The 17,833-nt window shown below is 69.6% G+C and carries 22 protein-coding genes; 15 read left to right on the top strand and 7 right to left on the bottom strand.

Annotated elements, in window-relative coordinates; all coding sequences use genetic code 11:
• Positions 1-79: 79 nt before the first annotated feature.
• Complete coding sequence (locus tag RBR11_RS17060) at positions 80-1,309, top strand: integrase core domain-containing protein (protein WP_419956798.1); 1,230 nt, start codon at positions 80-82, stop codon at positions 1,307-1,309.
• Between the two features lie 193 nt (positions 1,310-1,502).
• Here RBR11_RS17060 and upp read toward each other — a convergent pair whose 3' ends face one another.
• From upp to RBR11_RS17075, 3 genes are read right to left on the bottom strand one after another with little or no spacing between them, the layout of a single operon-like run.
• Positions 1,503-2,135: a uracil phosphoribosyltransferase gene (upp, locus tag RBR11_RS17065; protein ID WP_308490582.1), complete on the bottom strand. Its 633-nt coding sequence runs from the start codon at positions 2,133-2,135 to the stop codon at positions 1,503-1,505.
• 30 nt (positions 2,136-2,165) lie between these two features.
• On the bottom strand, positions 2,166-2,366 hold the full coding sequence (locus tag RBR11_RS17070; RefSeq protein WP_308490583.1) for a DUF6186 family protein: 201 nt from the start codon (positions 2,364-2,366) through the stop codon (positions 2,166-2,168).
• A complete protein-coding gene (locus RBR11_RS17075) occupies positions 2,363-2,950 on the bottom strand; it encodes a hypothetical protein (protein WP_308490584.1) in 588 nt (195 codons plus the stop codon). Before RBR11_RS17075 ends, RBR11_RS17070 begins: the two co-directional genes overlap by 4 nt.
• A gap of 105 nt (positions 2,951-3,055) precedes the next feature.
• Here RBR11_RS17075 and RBR11_RS17080 point away from each other — a divergent pair, with 105 nt between their 5' ends.
• Positions 3,056-3,487, top strand: a complete 432-nt coding sequence (locus tag RBR11_RS17080; RefSeq protein ID WP_308490660.1) for a nucleoside deaminase — start codon at positions 3,056-3,058, stop codon at positions 3,485-3,487.
• Between the two features lie 15 nt (positions 3,488-3,502).
• On the opposite strand, the gene RBR11_RS17085 is transcribed toward RBR11_RS17080, so the two are convergent.
• Complete coding sequence (locus RBR11_RS17085; RefSeq protein WP_308490585.1) at positions 3,503-4,396, bottom strand: alpha/beta hydrolase; 894 nt, start codon at positions 4,394-4,396, stop codon at positions 3,503-3,505.
• A gap of 7 nt (positions 4,397-4,403) precedes the next feature.
• The gene (locus RBR11_RS17090; protein WP_308490586.1) at positions 4,404-5,375 is read right to left on the bottom strand and encodes a cation diffusion facilitator family transporter; all 972 of its coding nucleotides are present in this window, start codon (positions 5,373-5,375) and stop codon (positions 4,404-4,406) included.
• A gap of 92 nt (positions 5,376-5,467) precedes the next feature.
• Here RBR11_RS17090 and proC point away from each other — a divergent pair, with 92 nt between their 5' ends.
• On the top strand, positions 5,468-6,304 hold the full coding sequence (gene proC, locus RBR11_RS17095) for a pyrroline-5-carboxylate reductase (protein ID WP_308490587.1): 837 nt from the start codon (positions 5,468-5,470) through the stop codon (positions 6,302-6,304).
• Between the two features lie 6 nt (positions 6,305-6,310).
• Here proC and RBR11_RS17100 read toward each other — a convergent pair whose 3' ends face one another.
• Both RBR11_RS17100 and RBR11_RS17105 read right to left on the bottom strand, forming a co-directional pair.
• Positions 6,311-6,982: a potassium channel family protein gene (locus tag RBR11_RS17100; RefSeq protein WP_308490588.1), complete on the bottom strand. Its 672-nt coding sequence runs from the start codon at positions 6,980-6,982 to the stop codon at positions 6,311-6,313.
• Positions 6,975-8,405, bottom strand: a complete 1,431-nt coding sequence (locus tag RBR11_RS17105; protein ID WP_308490589.1) for a TrkH family potassium uptake protein — start codon at positions 8,403-8,405, stop codon at positions 6,975-6,977. The genes RBR11_RS17100 and RBR11_RS17105 overlap by 8 nt, the downstream gene beginning before the upstream one ends.
• 76 nt (positions 8,406-8,481) lie before the next feature.
• Here RBR11_RS17105 and RBR11_RS17110 point away from each other — a divergent pair, with 76 nt between their 5' ends.
• From RBR11_RS17110 to RBR11_RS17165, 12 genes are all read left to right on the top strand, one after another.
• On the top strand, positions 8,482-8,907 hold the full coding sequence (locus RBR11_RS17110) for an ArsR/SmtB family transcription factor (RefSeq protein WP_308490590.1): 426 nt from the start codon (positions 8,482-8,484) through the stop codon (positions 8,905-8,907).
• A gap of 10 nt (positions 8,908-8,917) precedes the next feature.
• Positions 8,918-9,499 (top strand): hypothetical protein, encoded by a 582-nt coding sequence (locus tag RBR11_RS17115; RefSeq protein WP_308490591.1) that lies wholly within the window; start codon positions 8,918-8,920, stop codon positions 9,497-9,499.
• A 149-nt stretch (positions 9,500-9,648) separates the two neighbouring features.
• Complete coding sequence (locus tag RBR11_RS17120) at positions 9,649-9,843, top strand: helix-turn-helix domain-containing protein (protein WP_308490592.1); 195 nt, start codon at positions 9,649-9,651, stop codon at positions 9,841-9,843.
• Positions 9,844-9,969: 126 nt separating this feature from the next.
• Positions 9,970-10,068: a 30S ribosomal protein bS22 gene (locus RBR11_RS17125; protein ID WP_003792170.1), complete on the top strand. Its 99-nt coding sequence runs from the start codon at positions 9,970-9,972 to the stop codon at positions 10,066-10,068.
• A gap of 217 nt (positions 10,069-10,285) precedes the next feature.
• The gene (locus RBR11_RS17130; protein ID WP_308490593.1) at positions 10,286-10,585 is read left to right on the top strand and encodes a rhodanese-like domain-containing protein; all 300 of its coding nucleotides are present in this window, start codon (positions 10,286-10,288) and stop codon (positions 10,583-10,585) included.
• Positions 10,582-10,848 (top strand): glutaredoxin family protein, encoded by a 267-nt coding sequence (locus tag RBR11_RS17135; RefSeq protein ID WP_308490594.1) that lies wholly within the window; start codon positions 10,582-10,584, stop codon positions 10,846-10,848. The genes RBR11_RS17130 and RBR11_RS17135 overlap by 4 nt, the downstream gene beginning before the upstream one ends.
• 85 nt (positions 10,849-10,933) lie before the next feature.
• Entirely contained in the window at positions 10,934-11,236 is a 303-nt protein-coding gene (locus RBR11_RS17140; protein WP_308490661.1) for a Dabb family protein, read from the top strand.
• Between the two features lie 232 nt (positions 11,237-11,468).
• Complete coding sequence (locus RBR11_RS17145; protein WP_308490595.1) at positions 11,469-12,284, top strand: transporter substrate-binding domain-containing protein; 816 nt, start codon at positions 11,469-11,471, stop codon at positions 12,282-12,284.
• A gap of 21 nt (positions 12,285-12,305) precedes the next feature.
• Entirely contained in the window at positions 12,306-13,097 is a 792-nt protein-coding gene (locus RBR11_RS17150) for an amino acid ABC transporter permease (protein ID WP_308490596.1), read from the top strand.
• Complete coding sequence (locus RBR11_RS17155) at positions 13,094-13,849, top strand: amino acid ABC transporter ATP-binding protein (RefSeq protein WP_308490597.1); 756 nt, start codon at positions 13,094-13,096, stop codon at positions 13,847-13,849. The genes RBR11_RS17150 and RBR11_RS17155 overlap by 4 nt, the downstream gene beginning before the upstream one ends.
• A gap of 176 nt (positions 13,850-14,025) precedes the next feature.
• A complete protein-coding gene (locus tag RBR11_RS17160; RefSeq protein ID WP_308490598.1) occupies positions 14,026-15,330 on the top strand; it encodes an alpha/beta hydrolase in 1,305 nt (434 codons plus the stop codon).
• Positions 15,327-17,789, top strand: a complete 2,463-nt coding sequence (locus RBR11_RS17165) for a bifunctional lysylphosphatidylglycerol flippase/synthetase MprF (RefSeq protein WP_308490599.1) — start codon at positions 15,327-15,329, stop codon at positions 17,787-17,789. The genes RBR11_RS17160 and RBR11_RS17165 overlap by 4 nt, the downstream gene beginning before the upstream one ends.
• Positions 17,790-17,833 lie beyond the last annotated feature (44 nt).

The following is a 17,833-nucleotide window of genomic DNA, read 5'->3' on the forward strand; positions in this document are numbered from 1 at the left end:
TCGGTGACGGTTCTGTATCAGGACATCGGTGACAGTTCTGGGGGTCTTGGTGGTGACACTTCTCGGCTCAGATTGAGCGGTGTCGAAGAATGAACCTGTTGATGCGCGTGTCCGTCTCGCGATCTCTCGTTGGCCTGCGGATGCTCCGCGTGGGGCGGTGACGTCGTTTTGTCGAGAGCACGAGATCTCGCGGAAGACGTTCTATGTGCTGCTCGCTCGTGCGCGGGAGAAGGGCCCGGCGGCGGTGCTGGAGCCGCAGTCTCGTCGTCCGTCCGCGTCGCCGGCGAAGATCGGCGAGGAGGTGAAGCGGAGCGCGCTGGACGTGCGGGCAGCGCTGGAGCGATCCGGGCTCGACTACGGGCCGATCAGCGTGCACGACAAGATGACATCGATGGGATTCACGACCCCGTCGATCGCCTCACTCGCACGGATCTTCCGCGAAGCGGGCGTCGCCCGGGTGGAGCCAAAGAAGAAGCCGCGGTCCGCGTTCCGACGGTTCGTGTATCCCGCTCCGAACGCGTGCTGGCAACTCGATGCGACCGAGTACGTCCTCGCGGGCGGACGGACCTGCGTGATCTTCCAGCTCACCGATGATCATGCTCGTCTCGCGGTCGCGTCGCATGTCGCGAGGGCGGAGACGAGCAAGGGCGCGGTCACGGTGATGGAGAAGGGGATCGCCCGGCATGGGGTCCCGCAGCGGCTCCTCACGGATAACGGTGCCGCATTGAACCCGCACCGCCGCGGCATCGTCAGTCAGCTCGTCGCCTACGTGAGCACGCTCGGCGTCGTCGCGATCACCGGGAAGCCCGGGCACCCCATGACCCAGGGCAAGAACGAGCGATTCCACCAGACCCTGTTCCGATGGTTGGACAAGCAGCCCCTCGCCGGGACGATCGAGGAACTCCAACATCTCGTGGACCGGTTCGACGTGATCTACAACACCGAGCGCCCGCACCAGGCGCTTCCCGGTCGGAGCACCCCGCAACAGGCCTGGGACGCGACACCGAAAGCTCCCGCGCCAGAGCCAGACCCTGACGCTGCCACCCATCCCGGGGCGACTGGAGATGCCGTCCGGATCGTCCGCACGCACGGCGACATCAGCATCCGCGGCACCACATTCCAACTCGGGAACGAGTTCGCCGGCACTCAAGTCCACGCGATCTGGAACCCCGCCCTGATCATGATCTTCGACGAGCGCGGCACCCTCATCATCGAACACCCCTGGCCACAACCCGGCACCCGCTACGTCGGCAACGGCAGACCCCGAGGATCGGCCCCCAGAAGACGCCCACTGTCACCGATGTCCTGAGACACCAACTGTCACCGATGTCCTGATACAGAACCGTCACCGAAGTCCTGAGACATCACAGCGCAGTTGTCCGCAGCGGATCCAGGAAAGAGCAGCGCGAGCGGATCCGGTCTCAGGAATCGACCGCGTCTTCAGGAAATGACAGCGCGAGCGTGGGCCGGGCCGGCTCCGGGCCGACCCGGATGACCCGAGCTCAGACCGTGCCGTACAGGCGGTCGCCGGCGTCGCCGAGGCCGGGCACGATGTAGCCCTTCTCGTTCAGGCGCTCGTCGAGGGCGCCCAGCACGAGGGTGACGTTGCGGTCGCCGACGAGCTTCTCGATCGTCGCGACGCCCTCGGGGGTGCCGAGCAGGCAGATCGCGGTCACGTCGTCCGCGCCGCGGTCGAAGAGGAACTGGATCGCGGCGGCGAGGGATCCGCCGGTCGCGAGCATCGGGTCGATCGCGAAGCACTGGCGCCCGGCGAGGTCGGCGGGCAGCCGCTCGGCGTAGGTGGTCGGCTCGAAGGTCTCCTCGTCGCGCACCATGCCGAGGAATCCGACCTCTGCCGTGGGCAGCAGCTTCACGAGGCCCTCGAGCATGCCGAGGCCGGCGCGCAGGATCGGGACGACGATCGGACGCGGTTCGGAGATCTTCACGCCCATCGTCGTCGTCACCGGGGTGGTGATCTCGATCGGGGTGACCCGCACGTTGCGCGTCGCCTCGTAGGCGAGCAGCGTCACGAGCTCCTCGGTGAGCTGGCGGAACACCGGCGACGGGGTGCGCGCGTCGCGCAGCACCGACAGCTTGTGGGTGACGAGGGGGTGGTCGGCGACGTGCACACGCATAGGTACAGGCTAGTGCGCCGGATCGGTCCGTCACAGCGTCGCGCCGGCGAGGAAGTGCCAGCCCAGCCACCACCAGATCACCACCACCGCGATCCGCACGGCGGGGTCGTCGAGCAGACGGTCGAACAGCTCGGTCACCGTGGCGTCCGGATGCCGCAACTCGAGCCGCCGGCTCATCACCATGAGCACGGCCGCGCACAGGGCGAAGAAGCCGATGCTGACGAACGTCATCGCCGGCCACCCCCTCGCAGCAGGAACATCCCGCCCGCCAGCCACACCGCGACGAACCCGATCCTGCCTGGGGCGCCGTCGAGCAGCGGGTCGAGCAGGTTGCTGAGCGCGTACGACGGATCGGCCGGATGGATCACGCTGACGATGAACTGCACGAGCTCCCACACGCAGCCGGCGATCACCAGCGCGGCCCAGACCGCGCCCAGCCGGCGCAGTCCCGCCGTCCACGGCCGGGGGCCGGCGGAGGTTCCGGGCCACGCGAGGGCGACCGCGGCGACGCCGATCGCGACGACCGCGGAGTCCATGCCGCCACTGTGCCGTGGCAGCAGGCTGACGACGACTCCTGCGGCGACGGCCCCGGCGGCGACCGCCCGCAGCGGCACGCGGCGCGCGGCGCGCGGAGGCAGCCACCGGATCGCCACGACGAGCGCCGCCGCGCCGAAGAACACCGCCGTGTCGAACCACTGCGCGCGCACGATCTGCACGATTCCGATGAGCAGCAGCACGGCGGTCCAGCACGCGACCGGCCAGGGCAGCACGGGGGAGCGCTCCGCTGCCGCTCCCGGGTTCATCTGCGCGTTCATCGCAACCCCTCTTCTCGAATGCTACCCACGCGCACGGCGGCTAGGCTCGACCAGCGAAAGGCAGGACACGTGCACCCCGCAGCAACCCCCGCAGACGACGCCGCGATGCAGCGCGCGCTCGTGCTCGCCGCGGAGGCCTCCGAAGCCTCGGAGATCCCGGTCGGGGCCGTCGTCCTCGACGCCGATGGCCTCATCGTCGGCGAGGGGCGCAACAACCGCGAGGAGACCGCGGATCCGACCGGCCACGCCGAGGTCGTCGCGCTGCGCCGGGCCGCGGCTGCGGCCGGATCCTGGAACCTCGAGGGCTGCACGCTCGTCGTCACGATGGAGCCCTGCGTGATGTGCGCGGGCGCCATCCTGCAGTCGCGGATCGGCCGCGTGGTGTTCGGCGCGTGGGACGACAAGGCGGGCGCCGCCGGATCCCTCTACGACGTGCTGCGCGACCGCCGCCTGCCGTACCGGGCCGAGGTGGTCGGCGGGGTCCGCGAGGCGGAGGCCGTCGCCCAGCTGCGGGCGTTCTTCGCCGCGCGGCGCTGAGCCGCGCCGCCCGGTCTAGCGACCGTGCGGCGCGGGCTGCACCGCCAGTCCGGCGAGGTGCTCGACCGCGAACAGGTACGCCTGCGCCTGCGGGTCGAAGTAGCCGCGGTGCAGCACGCCGTGCTCGTCCACGCCGCTGCGCGAGGCGTGCCCCTCGGTCGCCTTGCCGGGGGAGTCGAGGCCGGGCACCGGGCCGCCGTCCGAGCCGTACAGGATCGCGCCGGCGATGTCGCGCGGGTCGACGGGGTGCGGTCCGAGCCTCCCGAGCGGCGCGGTCGTGTCGGTGCTCGACTCCGTGACGTAGAAGGCGAAGGATCCGTCGGCGATGCCCTCGGCCACGGCGTCCGCGGCCATGTGCGTCATCCCCGCCGAGGCGATCGAGAACGCCACGGACACGGGACCCGCTCCCTCCATCAGCACGAGCTCGCCGAACAGGGTCGACGAGTACGAATAGGCCAGCAGTGCGATCCGCGCCCGCGGGTGGCGGTGCCGCATCCGGACGAGGTCGCCGGCGAGCCGCGCCGCCCCGACCGTCGCGTGCTTGGTCGCGAGCGCCGACAGGTGCGTGCCCGAGTCGTACCCGAACCACGCGACCGTCGCGATGCGCGGCGATCCGCCGTGCAGGGCCGCCGCACGGATCGTGTCGGCGCACAGACGGCGGGCCACCGCGGCCCAGCTCGGGAAGTCGTCCAGATCGGTGTCGATCCCGTGCAGCACGACGGCGATCACGTCCGCGGCGTCGAAGTCGCCGAACGCGACCGACGCCCGGGGCTCCTCGCCCTCGAAGAACAGCGACAGCAGCCGCGCCTGCGGATCCGCGCGCAGCACGCCCTGCACGTTGCGCAGCTTCTGCCGCGCCTCGTCCGACAGCGTGGGGTCAGCGAGCGCTTCGGCGAGCGGGTCGACCATCGGGCCGTCAGTCGGAGGCGCGCAAGACGAACGCGTCGGTCGACGGGGACGGATCCTGCGCCGGACGGTAGATGTCGGGCTCGAGGTAGATGATCCGGGCGATCGGCACGGCGGCGCGGATCCGCTTCTCGATCTCGTCGATGTCGTCGGCGGCGGCGCGCACGGTCTTGTCCGAGGGAAGCGCGATCTTCGCGGCGACCATGAGCTCGTCCGGGCCGAGGTAGAGGGTCTTGATGTGGATGAGCTTCTCCACCTCGGGGCCGTCGCAGATCGCATCCACGATCCGGTCGAAGTCGGCGTCGCTCGCGCCCTCGCCGACGAGCAGGCTCTTCGTCTCGACGCCCAGCACGATCGCGATGAGCACGAGCAGGAGGCCGATCATGAGGGTGCCGAGCGCGTCGAACACCGGGTTGCCGGTGATCACCGTGAGGCCGACGCCCAGCAGGGCGAAGACGAGGCCGGTGAGGGCGCCGGTGTCCTCCAGGAGCACGATCGGGAGCTCCGGCGCCTTCGCTCGCCGGATGAACGACACCCAGGACTGGTCCTTCCGCTTGACCTGGTTGCTCTCCTGGATCGCGGTGCGCAGCGAGAACGACTCGAGCACGATCGAGACCACGAGCACGGCGATCGGCAGCCACCACCACGTCTTGTCCAGCGCGTGCGGGTGGATCAGCTTCTGCACGCCCTCGTACACGGCGAACAGGCCGCCGACCGTGAACAGGATGATCGAGACGACGAACGCCGACACGAACCGCTCGCGGCCGTAGCCGAACGGGTGTTCGCGGTCGGCGCGGCGCCGGGACCTGCGACCGCCGAGCATGAGCAGCAGCTGGTTGCCGGAGTCGGCGACCGAGTGGATCGCCTCGGCGAGCATCGACGCGGATCCGGAGAGCAGCCAGGCGATGAGCTTCGCGAGCGCGATGCCCAGATTCGCCAGGAACGCCGCCACGATCGCCTTGCCGCCACCGGTTGCACTCATGCCCTGAGTCTATGTCGCCGGTCCTCCGCTCCCGGGGCATGAGTCGGGGCGTTCCCCGGTGCCGCACGGGCGGCGGATCGTAGGATGGCGGCATGGTCGATGCCCTTCCCTCTGTCGCGTTCATCGGTGCCGGTTCGATGGGAGGGGCGATCCTGCAGGGCCTCGTCGCCAGCGGCATCCCCGTCGACGGCGGCATCACCGCCACCAACCGCACCGCGGCGAAGGCGGCCGAGCTTGCCGGCCTGCCCGGCGTGCGCTCGATCGCGCTCGAGGAGCAGCCGGACGGCAACGCGATCGCGGCCGGATCCCGCATCGTCGTCGTCGGCGTGAAGCCCGCGATGGTGCCCGACCTGCTCGTCGAGATCGCCCCGCAGCTGCGCGACGACGCGATCGTCGTCAGCATCGCCGCCGGTGTCACCCTGGCCACGTTCGCGGCGAACCTCGGAGAGGGCGTCAGCGTGCTCCGGTCGATGCCGAACACCCCGGCCACGGTCGGTCGGGCCGTGACCGGCCTTGCGGCGGGCGCCGGCGTGACCGACGAGGAGCGCGCCCTCGTCCGCCGCCTGTTCGAGACCGTCGGATCCGTCATCGACGTCCCGGAGGAGCAGATCGATCCGCTCTCCACGATCTCCGGATCCGGCCCGGCCTACGTCTTCCTGCTGATCGAGGAGTTCACGAAGGCCGCGATCGGCAAGGGCTTCGCCGAGGCCGAGGCGCGGCTGATGGCCGAGCAGACCTTCATCGGCGCGACCCGGCTGCTCGAGGCGTCGGGCGAGGACCCGGCCGAGCTCCGCCGCCGCGTGACGAGCCCCAAGGGCACCACCGAACGTGCGATCGCCGTGCTGCAGGGCGCCGAGCTGGACGGGCTGTTCGCCCGCGCCACCGACGCCGCGCTCGCCCGCGCCCGCGAGCTCGCCGCGGGGGTCTGAGCCCCCTCAGCGGTCCAGCGTCGCGAACCGTTCGATGTCGCTGTTCGTGCCCGACACGATGATGAGGTCGTGGTTGGTGACGACCGTCTCGGCCTCGGCGTAGTGGAACGGCTTGCCCGGGCTCTTCACGCCGACCACGGTCACGTTGTACCTGCTGCGCACCCCGGACTGGTTCAGGGGCACCCCGCGGATGAACTTCGGCGGGTACATCTTCGCGAGCGCGAAGTCGTCGTCGAAGCGGATGAAGTCGAGCATGCGGCCGGAGACGAGGTGGGCGACGCGCTCGCCGGCCTCCCGCTCGGGGTAGATGACGTGGTTCGCGCCGACGCGGGCGAGGATCTTGCCGTGCGACTGCGAGACCGCCTTCGCCCAGATCTGCGGCACCTTGAGGTCGACGAGGTTCGCGGTGATGAGCACCGACGCCTCGATGAGGGATCCGACCGCGACCACGGCGACCTGGAAGTCCTGCGCGCCGACCTGCCGCAGCGCGTCGATGTTGCGGGCGTCGGCCTGGACGGCGTGGGTGACCCGCTCCGACCACTTCTGCACGAGATCCATGCTGTCGTCGACGGCGAGCACCTCGCGGTCGAGGCGGTCCAGCTCGCCGGCGCACGCGGCGCCGAAACGGCCGAGTCCGATCACCAGCACCGGGGCGTCGCTGCGCAGGACTTCAACCAACGATCGGCCTTTCGACGGGCAGCGAGTACAGCTGCGTGCGGGAGGTCGCGGCCACCGCGGCGGCCAGGGTCACTGTACCAACGCGCCCCATGAAGATGGTCGCCGCGAGCACGTAGGTCGCGGGATCCGGCAGCCGCTCGGTGACGCCGGTGGACAGGCCGACAGTGCCGAACGCCGAGACCACGTCGAAGAGCACGTCGACCGCGTCGTACTTGGTGATCTGGCAGATCGCGATCGTGGCGACCGCGACCACCGTGGCGCCCCAGGCGACGACGCTGAGCGCGACGCGCTGCACGTCGGAGGGGATCCGCCGTCCGAAGGCCTGCACGGCCGGGCGGCCCTTCGCCTCGCTGATCACGGCGAGGGCGAGCACCGCGAGCGTGGTCACCTTGATGCCGCCGGCGGTCGACGCGGATCCGCCGCCGACGAACATGAGCATGGATCCGACCAGCAGCGAGGAGCCGTTCATGGATCCGACGTCGATCACGCTGAACCCGCCGGAGCGGGTCTGCCCGGACAGGAAGAACGCCTGGAACGTGGTGTCTGCGGCGTCCATGGATCCGAAGGTCTTCGGGTTGTCGAACTCGAGCAGGAGGAACACGGCCGCACCGGCGACGAACAGCAGGAGCGTGGTGATCATCGTCAGCTTCGCGTGCAGCGACCACCGCCGCAGGTGCCAGCGGTGCCGCGCGAGCGTGTAGATCACGGGGAAGCCGAGGCTGCCGAGGAACACCCCGAGCATGAGCACCGTGAGTACGTAGTAGTTGCTCGCGTACGGGGCGAGGCCGCCGGGGTTCGGCGTGAAGCCGGTGTTCGTGAACGCCATCGCCGCGTAGAACGGCGCCTCCCAGAGTGCGGTGAGCGGATCCATGCCGTCCAGCAGGAACGCCGGGAGAAGCAGCACCATGATCCCGGCCTCGATCGCGAACGCCGAGATCGCGACCGTGCGCAGCAGCGAGCCGACCTCGCCGAGCCGCACGGTCTGGCTCTCGTTCACCGGGCCGCCGTGCGCGCGCATCGGGTTCGTGTCGCCGGCCGCGATCAGTTTCGCGCGCAGGCCGAGCCGCTTGGAGATGACGAGACCCATGATGCTCGCGAGCGTGAGCACGCCGAGGCCGCCGATGTTCACGCCGGCGAAGATCACCGCGCGCCCGAAGCCGGACCAGTGCGTGGCCATGTCGACGGTGGCGAGGCCCGTCACGCAGATCGTCGACATCGCCGTGAACAGCGCATCGGCGAGCGGGGTGACGCGGTGATCGGCGCTCGCGACCGGCAGTGAGAGCAGTGCCGTCGTGATCAGGATCAGGGCCGAGAACACGACGATCGCGAACCGTGAGGGCGACGAGGTGGTGATCGTCCTGCCGACGCGGATCGTGCGTCGGACGATCTCGGCGAAGGATCGCGCGGCGTGGGTGCGCGGCATGTCCAGGGTCCTCCGATCCTCCGCTCGCAGGGCGCTCGTCATGGTACTCCGCCCCCGGCGCGGCTACTGTGAAGGCATGACCGACATCTTCGACGTGATCGCGGACGGCACGAGGCGGGACATCCTTCAGCTCCTGCGCCAGCGGTCCGCGGACGGGGATGCGGGCACCAGCGTGACCCAGATCGTCAGCGAGCTCGGGATCAGCCAGCCCACCGTGTCCAAGCACCTCAAGGTGCTCCGCGAGGCCGAGCTGGTCACGGTCCGCGAGGACGGCCAGCGCCGTTTCTACAGCATCGAGCCCGCGCCCCTCGAGGTCGTGGACGACTGGCTCGTCCCGTTCCTCGCCGACGCCTACGGCGACTCCGCCCCCGACATCCCCGGCCTCGCCGGCGTGGTTCCGCCGCTGCCCGACGGCGCCGCGCACGCGGCCGAGGTCGTCGGCCGCGCGGCGGCGAGCGCGAAGCACGTCGTGCAGACCGCGCTCAAGCGCCTCGGGGCCTGAGCATCGTTCGGTGACCGGAGAGATCGGGACGCAGCGACCACCTTTCGTGGACGCGAGGAACGACATGCGATTCCTTCGCGGATCAGCGCGTGGTGCACGCGTGGGCGGCGGAATCTGGGCGGTGGGACTCCTCCTGTTGGCGGCATATTCCGCGGTCGCCGGATTCGGTGGTGCGCGGATCGTCGTCGACGGATCATTTGTCGATGACACCGTCGGCCTTCCGCTGTTGCTGGGGCTCGCGTTCGGCGCGGTGTGCGCAGCAGCCTATTTCGCGATCCGTCCGTGGTTTCTCGGGGTCTTTCTCGCCGACGGCCTCATCGTCTGCAGGAACTGGATCCGGACCTACTCGTTCGACGTTCACGAGGTCACCGGGATCAGACTCGATTCGGCCACCACCGCTTTCACAGGCATCGGCAGCAGATTCATCCTGTTCGTCGGTCGGATCCGGACGATCGAGATCCGCGAGCGCAACGGTGATCAGGAGAGGGCCATCTCGCTCACCTGCACTCTCGGCCGGTTCAAGACCGTTCAGGCCGTCGCCGATGAGATGCGAGCGCATGCGCACATCCGGCCGCTGCTGCCCGACGGCTGATCGAGTCTCGACCGCGCTCAAGCGCCTCGGGGCCTGACAGATCCCATTCGTCACACCGATCACACGGGTTTACACGCATCCCAGCCAGCCCCTACAGTTGTCGCAACCCGCGGCGCACGGTGCGCGTGCGGGAGAGGGGGTAAGTGGGGATGCCCGAGCAGCTTCCGGACGTGAAGTTCCTGACGGTCGCCGAAGTGGCGGCGATCATGCGCGTGTCCAAGATGACCGTGTACCGGCTGGTGCACTCCGGGGAGCTCCCCGCGATCCGGTTCGGGCGCAGCTATCGCGTCCCGGAATCGGCGGTCACGGCCGCGCTGCAGAAGCCGATCGCCGACGCCGGCTGAGCGCCGCGGAGAGCACGAGTCAGCCGAACCGGCCGCGTACGCTAGACTGATCCGAGGCATTTTTCCGTGCCCGATCCCGGTCGCCGTCCTGTATCGGCGCCCAGCCCCTGACTTAGTGAGGTTTCCGTGGGTTCTGTCATCAAGAAGCGCCGCAAGCGCATGGCGAAGAAGAAGCACCGCAAGCTGCTTCGCAAGACTCGCCACCAGCGTCGCAACAAGAAGTAAGCGACCGCGCAAGCGAGCAAAGCCACTGAGCGCCCCCGATCGTTCCGATCGCCGGGGCGCTTCGTGCATCCGGCGTGGCGCCCCCTCGGCGGCCCTGCGGCGCCTCAGGCTCCGCGAGAAACCAGATCCAGCATGAGACATGCCCGCAGAACGTGGGTCTCGTGCGGAAAGTGGTTTCTCGCGGCTGGCGCTCCGGCCGTCTGGAAGAATCGAAGCCATGAAGTCGATCACCGTCGCCCAGCTCGCCGAACGCTCCGAGACGCCCCTCATCGACGTGCGCGAGCGCGAAGAGTTCGCCGCGGGGCACGTGCCCGGCGCGGTGAACCTGCCGATGTCCGAGATCGGCGACCTCCTGCACGAACTCCCGGACGGCGCCTTCGACGTGATCTGCCAGCTCGGCGGCCGGTCGGCGCGCGTCGTCGAGGCCCTCGAGGCGCGCGGCTACGACGTCACGAACGTCGAGGGAGGCACCGCGGAATGGATCGCGGAGGGCCGCGAGGTCGAGATCCCCGCGTGATCTCGCTGACGCTGATCGGCAAGCCGGACTGCCATCTCTGCGCGGTGGCCTCCGACGTCGTCGACGCGGTCGTCGCCGAGCTGCCGGACGCGCTCGCGGAGGACATCGAGATCACCGAGCTGTCGATCCTCGACGACCCCGACCTGTACGAGAAGTACTGGGAGAAGATCCCGGTGCTGCTCATCGACGACGAGCTGCACGGGCACTGGCGGATCTCGCCGGACCGCCTGCGCGAGGCGCTCGCGGCGAAGGCCGCGCCGTAGGACCCTGCCGCCGAAGCGGCGCAGAACGACCCTGCCGCGAAGGCGGCGTATCGAGGAGCCGCGCATGCGGCGGAAGGAGCGCGGGATGGCCCTGCGGCACGTGGTGACCTGGAAGATGGCGGCGGAGGACCCGAAGGAGCGCGCCGAGCATGCGGCGGGCGTCGCATCGCGGCTGCAGGCGCTGGTCGGCGTCGTCCCGTCCATCCGCTCCCTGTCCACCGGGGTGAACTCGCTCGCGATCGACGGCAACTGGGACGTCACGCTCGTCGCCGACTTCGACGACGCCGAGGGCCTCGACGCCTACCAGGTGCACCCGGCGCACCAGGAGGTCGTGGCGTACGTGCGCTCCGTCGTCGGCGGCCGCTCCGCGGTCGACTTCGAGGTCTGATCGGACGGCCCCGAACGACGGATCGGGGCGTTCCGCAAACCCTTGTCTTGTATCTCAGACGTTCGGATCGGTGCCGTCGGGCCGTGAGGCCCGGGATTCCGCGGGAGGAGGGGCGCCGATACCGAACCGAGATCTGCCGGGAGCCCCACCCGTCACGTCGCGGTAACTGGCCCGTGTTTAGATGGTCCGCAACCCGCACACGGACACAGCGTCCACGACACAGGAGTCGTCCATGGAACGTCGCTCGAAGATCGCCTACGGTATCGCCCTCGCGGCGACCGCAACCCTCGCCCTCGCCGGCTGCTCCGGCGGGAGCGGCTCGGGATCGGGCTCCGGCTCCTCCGCCAAGGACTACGGCCTGATCAACGCCGGCACGCTCACGGTGTGCTCGGATGTGCCCTACCCGCCGTTCGAGCAGGAGGACAAGAGCAGCCCCTCGGGCTTCTCCGGCTTCGACGTCGACCTGGTCACCGCGATCGCGAAGAAGCTCGACCTGAAGATCTCGATCCAGGTCACCAACTTCGACTCGCTGCAGTCGGGCACCGCGCTCGTCGCCGGCCAGTGCGACATGGGCGCGTCGGCCATGACCATCACCGACGCGCGCAAGAAGAACATCGACTTCTCCGACCCGTACTACGACTCGCTGCAGTCGCTGCTGGTGAAGACCGACTCCGGCATCAAGGACATCAACGGCCTGTCCGGCAAGAACGTCGGCGTGCAGCAGGGCACCACCGGCGAGAACTACGCGAAGCAGCACGCCAAGGGCGCGAACCTCGTGCAGTACCCCTCGGACGGCGAGCTGTGGCCGGCGATGCAGGCCGGCCAGATCGACGCGATCCTGCAGGACCAGCCGGTCAACCTCGTGCACGAGAAGGCCGACAGCAAGTACAAGATCGTCGAGACCTACAACACCAACGAGTCCTACGGCTTCGCCTTCGCGAAGGGCGAGAAGGACGCGCTGCGCAAGGACGTCGACGCGCAGCTGAAGGCGCTCAAGGACAGCGGCGACTACAAGAAGCTGTACGACAAGTACTTCACCGCGAAGTGACGCGGGCTCTGACGCACTGACATGGCACTTCGCAAACGGACCCGGGGACGCATCTACCGGTTCTCCATCTACGCCCTCTTCGTCGCGGCGATCCTCGCGCTCATCTTCGCCACGAACTGGCCTCGCATCACGAGGCAGTTCCTGGATCTCGAGCTGGTCGCGAAGATGTGGCCCGACATCATCACCACGGGTCTGCGCAACACGCTGCTGTTCACGCTGATCGCCTTCACCGGCGGCCTCCTGCTCGGCATCGCGCTCGCCCTGATGAAGCTCTCCTCGGTCGGCCCGTTCAAGTGGTTCGCCACGGCGTGGGTCGAGCTGTTCCGGGGCCTGCCGGCGCTGCTCACCATCTTCGCGATGGCGTTCATGATCCCGATCGGCCTCGGCTGGCGGCTGCCCGGCGGTCCCGTCGGCGCCGGTCTCATCGGCCTCATCCTGGTCGCCTCCGCCTACATGGCGGAGACGATCCGGGCCGGCCTGCAGGCCGTGCCGAAGGGGCAGACCGAGGCGGCCCGGTCGCTGGGCATGTCCTCGATCAAGACGATGATCTTCATCGTGATCCCGCAGGGCTTCCGTATCGTGATCCCGCCGCTCACGAACGAGTTCGTGCTGCTGCTCAAGGACACCTCGCTGCTGTTCATCGCCGGCGCCTTCGTCTGGTCGAAGGACCTGACGATGTTCGCCCGCGACGCCGCCACGCAGAACGCGAACTCCACGCCGCTCGTGGTCGCGGCGATCCTGTACCTGATCGTGACGATCCCGCTCACGCGGTTCGTCGCATGGCTCGAGCGCCGGATGGCGAGGGAACGATGATCACCGACCTGATTCAGACCCACGCCCCGGCGATCGACATCCAGGGGCTGGTCAAGCACTACGGCGACAACGAGGTGCTCAAGGGCATCGACCTGACCGTGCGCGCCGGCGAGGTCGTCTGCGTGATCGGCCCCTCCGGATCCGGGAAGTCGACGCTGCTGCGCTCGGTGAACCTGCTGGAGGAGCCGACCGGCGGCAAAGTCGTCATCGAGGGGATCGACATCACCGATCCGGACACCGACATCGACCGGGTGCGCACCCGGATCGGCATGGTGTTCCAGAGCTTCAACCTCTTCCCGCACATGACCGTGCTCGGCAACCTCACCATCGCGCAGCGCCAGGTGAAGAAGCGCGGCAAGGCGGAGGCGGCGAAGATCGCCAAGGAGATGCTGGAGCGCGTGGGCATGGGCCACAAGGCCGACGCCTACCCGAGCCACCTCTCCGGCGGGCAGCAGCAGCGCGTCGCGATCGCGCGGGCGCTGTGCATGAACCCCGACATGATGCTCTTCGACGAGCCGACCTCGGCGCTCGACCCCGAGCTCGTTGGCGAGGTGCTGCAGGTCATGCGCACGCTCGCCGACGAGGGCATGACGATGATGGTCGTGACGCACGAGATGGGCTTCGCCCGGGAGGTCGGCTCGCGCCTGATCTTCATGGACGGCGGGCACATCCTCGAGGAGGGCGACCCCCGCGAGGTGCTCGCCAACCCGCAGCATCAGCGCACGAAGGACTTCCTCGCGCGCGTGCTCTGACGGGAGCCACGCCGGGCGCGGATCGGGGCCTTCCGGCTCCGATCCGCGCTTTTCGTCGTGCGGCGGCGAATGTCATAGGATCCTCCAAGCCGCCGCCTGGGCCGCTCATCGTTTTCGTCCAACGCACACCGACTACGATGGGTGGTCGCCTCTATCCGTAGGCGGGAGAGGACCCCATGCTGCACTGGTTGCTGACGCTCAACCTGGTCTCCGGCCCGGTGCCGCTGATCATCTGGGGCGTCGCACTCGCCAGCGCGCTCGCACTCCTGATCCGGCCGCTCAAGAAGACGTGGGTGATCCGTGCCGCGATCGGCATCGTCGCGGGGGTCGCCGCCGGCTACCTCCTGGTCTCCTACGTCAACGCCGCGAACGTCTTCGGCGTTCCGATGCCGCAGGGGGTCCAGCCCTGGGTGATGGCCGGGATCGGCCTGCTCGGGCTGGCGATCGTGAGCCTGTGGGGCTCCCGGTGGTGGCGCAAGGTCGTCGCTGTGGTCGCGGTCATCTCCTCGCTGCTGGTCATGACGATCGGCATCAACACGGCCTTCGGCCTCACCCGCACGCCGGGCGAGATCCTCGGCATCAACACGCTGCCCGGCGTCGGGAACCTCCCCAGGCCCACGGGCGGCCCGCTGCCCACCAGGCCGCTCTACGAGACGTGGAAGGCTCCGGCCGACATGCCCGCCAAGGGTGAGGTGCGCGCCCTCATCGGAGCGGAGCGGATCCCGTCCTCGGGGGGCTTCACGCCGCGGGACGCGAGCATCTACCTGCCGCCGGCCGCGCTCGTGAAGGATCCGCCCGCGCTTCCGGTGATGGTCCTGATGATGGGCCTGCCCGGCGCACCGAACCCGAGCGCCGTGCAGACCGCCCTGAACGCCATGACGGCGAAGCACCACGGGCTCGGCCCGATCGTGATCGTCGCCGACCAGCTCGGCGCCCAGCTGCAGAATCCGGGCTGCGTCGACTCGAAGAAGTACGGCGGCGTGGAGACGTATCTCAACGTCGACGTCCCGAACTACATCCGCGCGCACCTGCGCGTGCTGCCGGATGCGAAGGACTGGACGATCGCCGGCTACTCGAACGGCGGCGCCTGCGCGTTCATGTACGCGGCGCGGTATCCGCAGATCTGGGGCAACGTCGCGACGGCCTCCGGCGAGCCCTGGGCGGGATATGCGGACCCGGCCTCGGTGCTGGGTGTCGTGTACGGCGGTGACCGCACGGCGTACGATGCGAACAAGCCCGAGGCGATCCTGACGGCGCACCCCGGCGCATACTCCGACCACTACGCGGTGCTCTCCGCCGGCGCCCTGGACAACAAGTACGGCCCGCTCAACAAGCAGACGGCGGGGCTCTTCGAGGCGGCGGGTTTCCACACGACGTTCTACCTCGTGCCGAACGCGACCCACACCGGGATCGGTCTTGCCGGGGGGCTCACCGAGGCGTTCTCGGTACTCTATCCGCGGTGGGGATTGGCGGCGGAATGACCCTGGTTCGGACGACCACGACTGCCGTGGTCTCGCGCGTCGCGGAGTACCTGCGACGCCATCCGTTCGCGGTCGGACTCGCGGTCCTGTTCATCGTGGCCGGGCTCGGCTTCGGCACGCTCTGGGGCCAGCGTCCCGAGGGGCTCGGCGCGAGCCCGCTGACGCTCAGCCGGGACCGCCAGTGGTGGACGCCGCTCACCGCGCTGCTGCTGCCCGACTCGTGGACCGAGCTGCTCATCTCGGTCCTGCTCGCGCTCACGCTGCTCGCCTACGCGGAGCGGCTGATGGGGGCCCTGCGCACCGTGTTCTCGTTCGTCGTGTCCGGCGTGCTGGGCGTGCTGTTCGGCGTGGGGATCCAGACCCTGGCGTGGTCGTGGGGGCAGATCTGGGCGCGCGTGGACGCACGCGGCCAGATCTTCGATCCGTCGATCGGGGTCGTCGGGGCGGTGATGGCGGGCAGTGCCTACGCCCCTGCGCTGTACCGCCGGCGGATCCGCCTGATCGGCTTCTCGCTCCTGCTCACGTTCACGCTGTACGGCGGCGACTCCGACAGCGTGTACCGGCTCATCGCCGCGCTGGTCGGCCTCGTGCTCGGGGTGATCCTGACGAACGGCCGTGCCAAGGCCGCCTGGCACCGCAGTTCTTACGGCGAGACCCGCACCCTGGTCGCGGCGATGGTCGCCGTCACCGGGCTCGGCCCGCTGATCGTGCTGGTGACCGGCGTGGGCACGGGGCCGCTGGCCCCGGTGGTGGCGGGTCTGCGCGGCGTCGACATCTCCGGCATCATCGCGCGCTGCTCGAAGGCGGCGACCGCGCACTGCGTGACCGATCTGTCGGCCGCGCTCGCCACCGGGACCGGCGTGGTGCTGATGAGCCTCGTGCCGCTCGTGCTCAGCCTGGTCGCCGCGTGGGGCCTCCGCTCCGGCCGGAGGGCGGCCTGGCTGCTCGCGATGGGCGTGAACGCCGTGATGGCGGCCCTGACCGGCATCTCCGTGGCCGTGCGCGAGCTCAACCACCCGTCCGACGTCGCGACGATCGACCGGCAGTTCCCCGGGTTCTCGATCCTCGCGATCCTGATCCCGGTCGGGATGTGCATGCTCCTCGCCATCACGCATCGCCGATTCGCCGTGCGCGCCTCGCGCAGGGCGGTGCGGCGGTTCGTGCTCATCATCGCGGCCGCATTCATCGTGCTCGTCGCCGCGGACATGGCTCTCGTGCTGAACGCCACGCCCGCCGGCTTCTGGGGCACGTTCGGCGACACGCTGCGCCGCTTCCTGCCCACCGCGATCGGGCACCCCGGATCCCGCACGACCCTGGTCGGCCTGCCCCGCGCCCTGCACCGCGACGTCGGCGGCCTGTACTGGATGATCTTCGGCGCGGCGATGCTCGGCCTGCTGCGCGGGCGCTCCGTGGAGACCGCCGACGAGGTCGACCGCTTCCGGGCGCAGCTGCGCGCGACCGACGGCGGCACGCTCGGGTTCATGGGCACCTGGGAGGGCAACGAGCACTGGTTCACCCGGGACGGCCGCGGCGCGGTCGCCTACCGCGTCGTCTCCGGCATCGCGATCGCGGTCGGCGACCCGGTGTGCGCGCCCGAGGACGCCGGCGCGACGATCCGCGGCTTCCTGGACTTCTGCGACACCAAGGCCTGGACACCGGTGTTCTACAGCACGCACGAGGAGTTCGTTCCGACGTTCCGCAGCCTCGGCTGGCGGCGCATCTCCGTCGCCGAGGAGACGGTCGTCCCACTGGACCGCTTCGAGCTCACCGGCAAGGTGTGGACCAAGGTCCGCCAGCCGTACAACCGGGGTCAGCGCGACGGGCTCACCACGCTGTGGACGACGTGGGAGAAGCTCCCCGCGGGCCTGCTCGCCCAGCTCGACGCCCTGAGCGAGCAGTGGATCGCGGAGAAGGCGCTGCCCGAGATGCGGTTCACCCTCGGCGGCCTCGAGGAGCTGAAGGATCCGGACGTCGCGATCCTGCTCGCCGTCGGCCCCGCGGGCGAGCTGCAGGCGGTCACCAGCTGGATGCCGGTGTGGCGCGACGGCGTGCTGATCGGCCGCACCCTCGACTTCATGCGCCGCGCGGACGGCGCGATGCCCGGCGTGATGGAGTTCGCGATCGCCTCCGCCGCCCTGCACATGAAGGATCAGGGGCTGCAGGTGATGAGCCTGTCCGGGGCGCCGCTCGCGCAGACCGCGGACAGCAACGACGACGACGCGGAGCCGGACTCGATCAAGCTGCTGCTCGGCTGGCTGAGCCGGGTGCTCGAGCCCGCCTACGGGTTCGCCTCGTTGCTGCGCTACAAGGGCAAGTTCAACCCCGACTACCGGCCGATGTACCTGTTCTACCGCGACACCGGGCAGCTGCCGTCGGTCGGTCTCGCGATCGGGAGGGCCTACCTTCCGAACGCCTCCCCGTCGGAGTACATGGCGCTGGTCCGCTCCCTCGCCGGCTGAGCGACTTCTGCGTCTGCTGCGGGTCCAGGCCGCGCGCCGGACAG

This window comes from Microbacterium capsulatum, assembly GCF_030865425.1.
In the GTDB taxonomy this organism is placed as follows: Bacteria; Actinomycetota; Actinomycetes; order Actinomycetales; family Microbacteriaceae; genus Microbacterium; species Microbacterium capsulatum.

Excerpts from the sequence above, each read along its gene's own strand:
- RBR11_RS17120 (WP_308490592.1), top strand. The coding sequence starts at position 9,649 with ATGCCCGAGCAGCTTCCGGACGTGAAGTTCCTGACGGTCGCCGAAGTG.
- RBR11_RS17160 (WP_308490598.1), top strand. The coding sequence starts at position 14,026 with ATGCTGCACTGGTTGCTGACGCTCAACCTGGTCTCCGGCCCGGTGCCG.
- RBR11_RS17080 (WP_308490660.1), top strand. The coding sequence starts at position 3,056 with ATGCAGCGCGCGCTCGTGCTCGCCGCGGAGGCCTCCGAAGCCTCGGAG.
- RBR11_RS17110 (WP_308490590.1), top strand. The coding sequence starts at position 8,482 with ATGACCGACATCTTCGACGTGATCGCGGACGGCACGAGGCGGGACATC.
- RBR11_RS17085 (WP_308490585.1), bottom strand. The coding sequence starts at position 4,396 with ATGGTCGACCCGCTCGCCGAAGCGCTCGCTGACCCCACGCTGTCGGAC.
- RBR11_RS17150 (WP_308490596.1), top strand. The coding sequence starts at position 12,306 with ATGGCACTTCGCAAACGGACCCGGGGACGCATCTACCGGTTCTCCATC.
- RBR11_RS17165 (WP_308490599.1), top strand. The coding sequence starts at position 15,327 with ATGACCCTGGTTCGGACGACCACGACTGCCGTGGTCTCGCGCGTCGCG.
- upp (WP_308490582.1), bottom strand. The coding sequence starts at position 2,135 with ATGCGTGTGCACGTCGCCGACCACCCCCTCGTCACCCACAAGCTGTCG.
- proC (WP_308490587.1), top strand. The coding sequence starts at position 5,468 with ATGGTCGATGCCCTTCCCTCTGTCGCGTTCATCGGTGCCGGTTCGATG.
- RBR11_RS17130 (WP_308490593.1), top strand. The coding sequence starts at position 10,286 with ATGAAGTCGATCACCGTCGCCCAGCTCGCCGAACGCTCCGAGACGCCC.
- RBR11_RS17090 (WP_308490586.1), bottom strand. The coding sequence starts at position 5,375 with ATGAGTGCAACCGGTGGCGGCAAGGCGATCGTGGCGGCGTTCCTGGCG.
- RBR11_RS17105 (WP_308490589.1), bottom strand. The coding sequence starts at position 8,405 with ATGCCGCGCACCCACGCCGCGCGATCCTTCGCCGAGATCGTCCGACGC.
- RBR11_RS17075 (WP_308490584.1), bottom strand. The coding sequence starts at position 2,950 with ATGAACGCGCAGATGAACCCGGGAGCGGCAGCGGAGCGCTCCCCCGTG.
- RBR11_RS17140 (WP_308490661.1), top strand. The coding sequence starts at position 10,934 with ATGGCCCTGCGGCACGTGGTGACCTGGAAGATGGCGGCGGAGGACCCG.
- RBR11_RS17070 (WP_308490583.1), bottom strand. The coding sequence starts at position 2,366 with ATGACGTTCGTCAGCATCGGCTTCTTCGCCCTGTGCGCGGCCGTGCTC.
- RBR11_RS17145 (WP_308490595.1), top strand. The coding sequence starts at position 11,469 with ATGGAACGTCGCTCGAAGATCGCCTACGGTATCGCCCTCGCGGCGACC.
- RBR11_RS17155 (WP_308490597.1), top strand. The coding sequence starts at position 13,094 with ATGATCACCGACCTGATTCAGACCCACGCCCCGGCGATCGACATCCAG.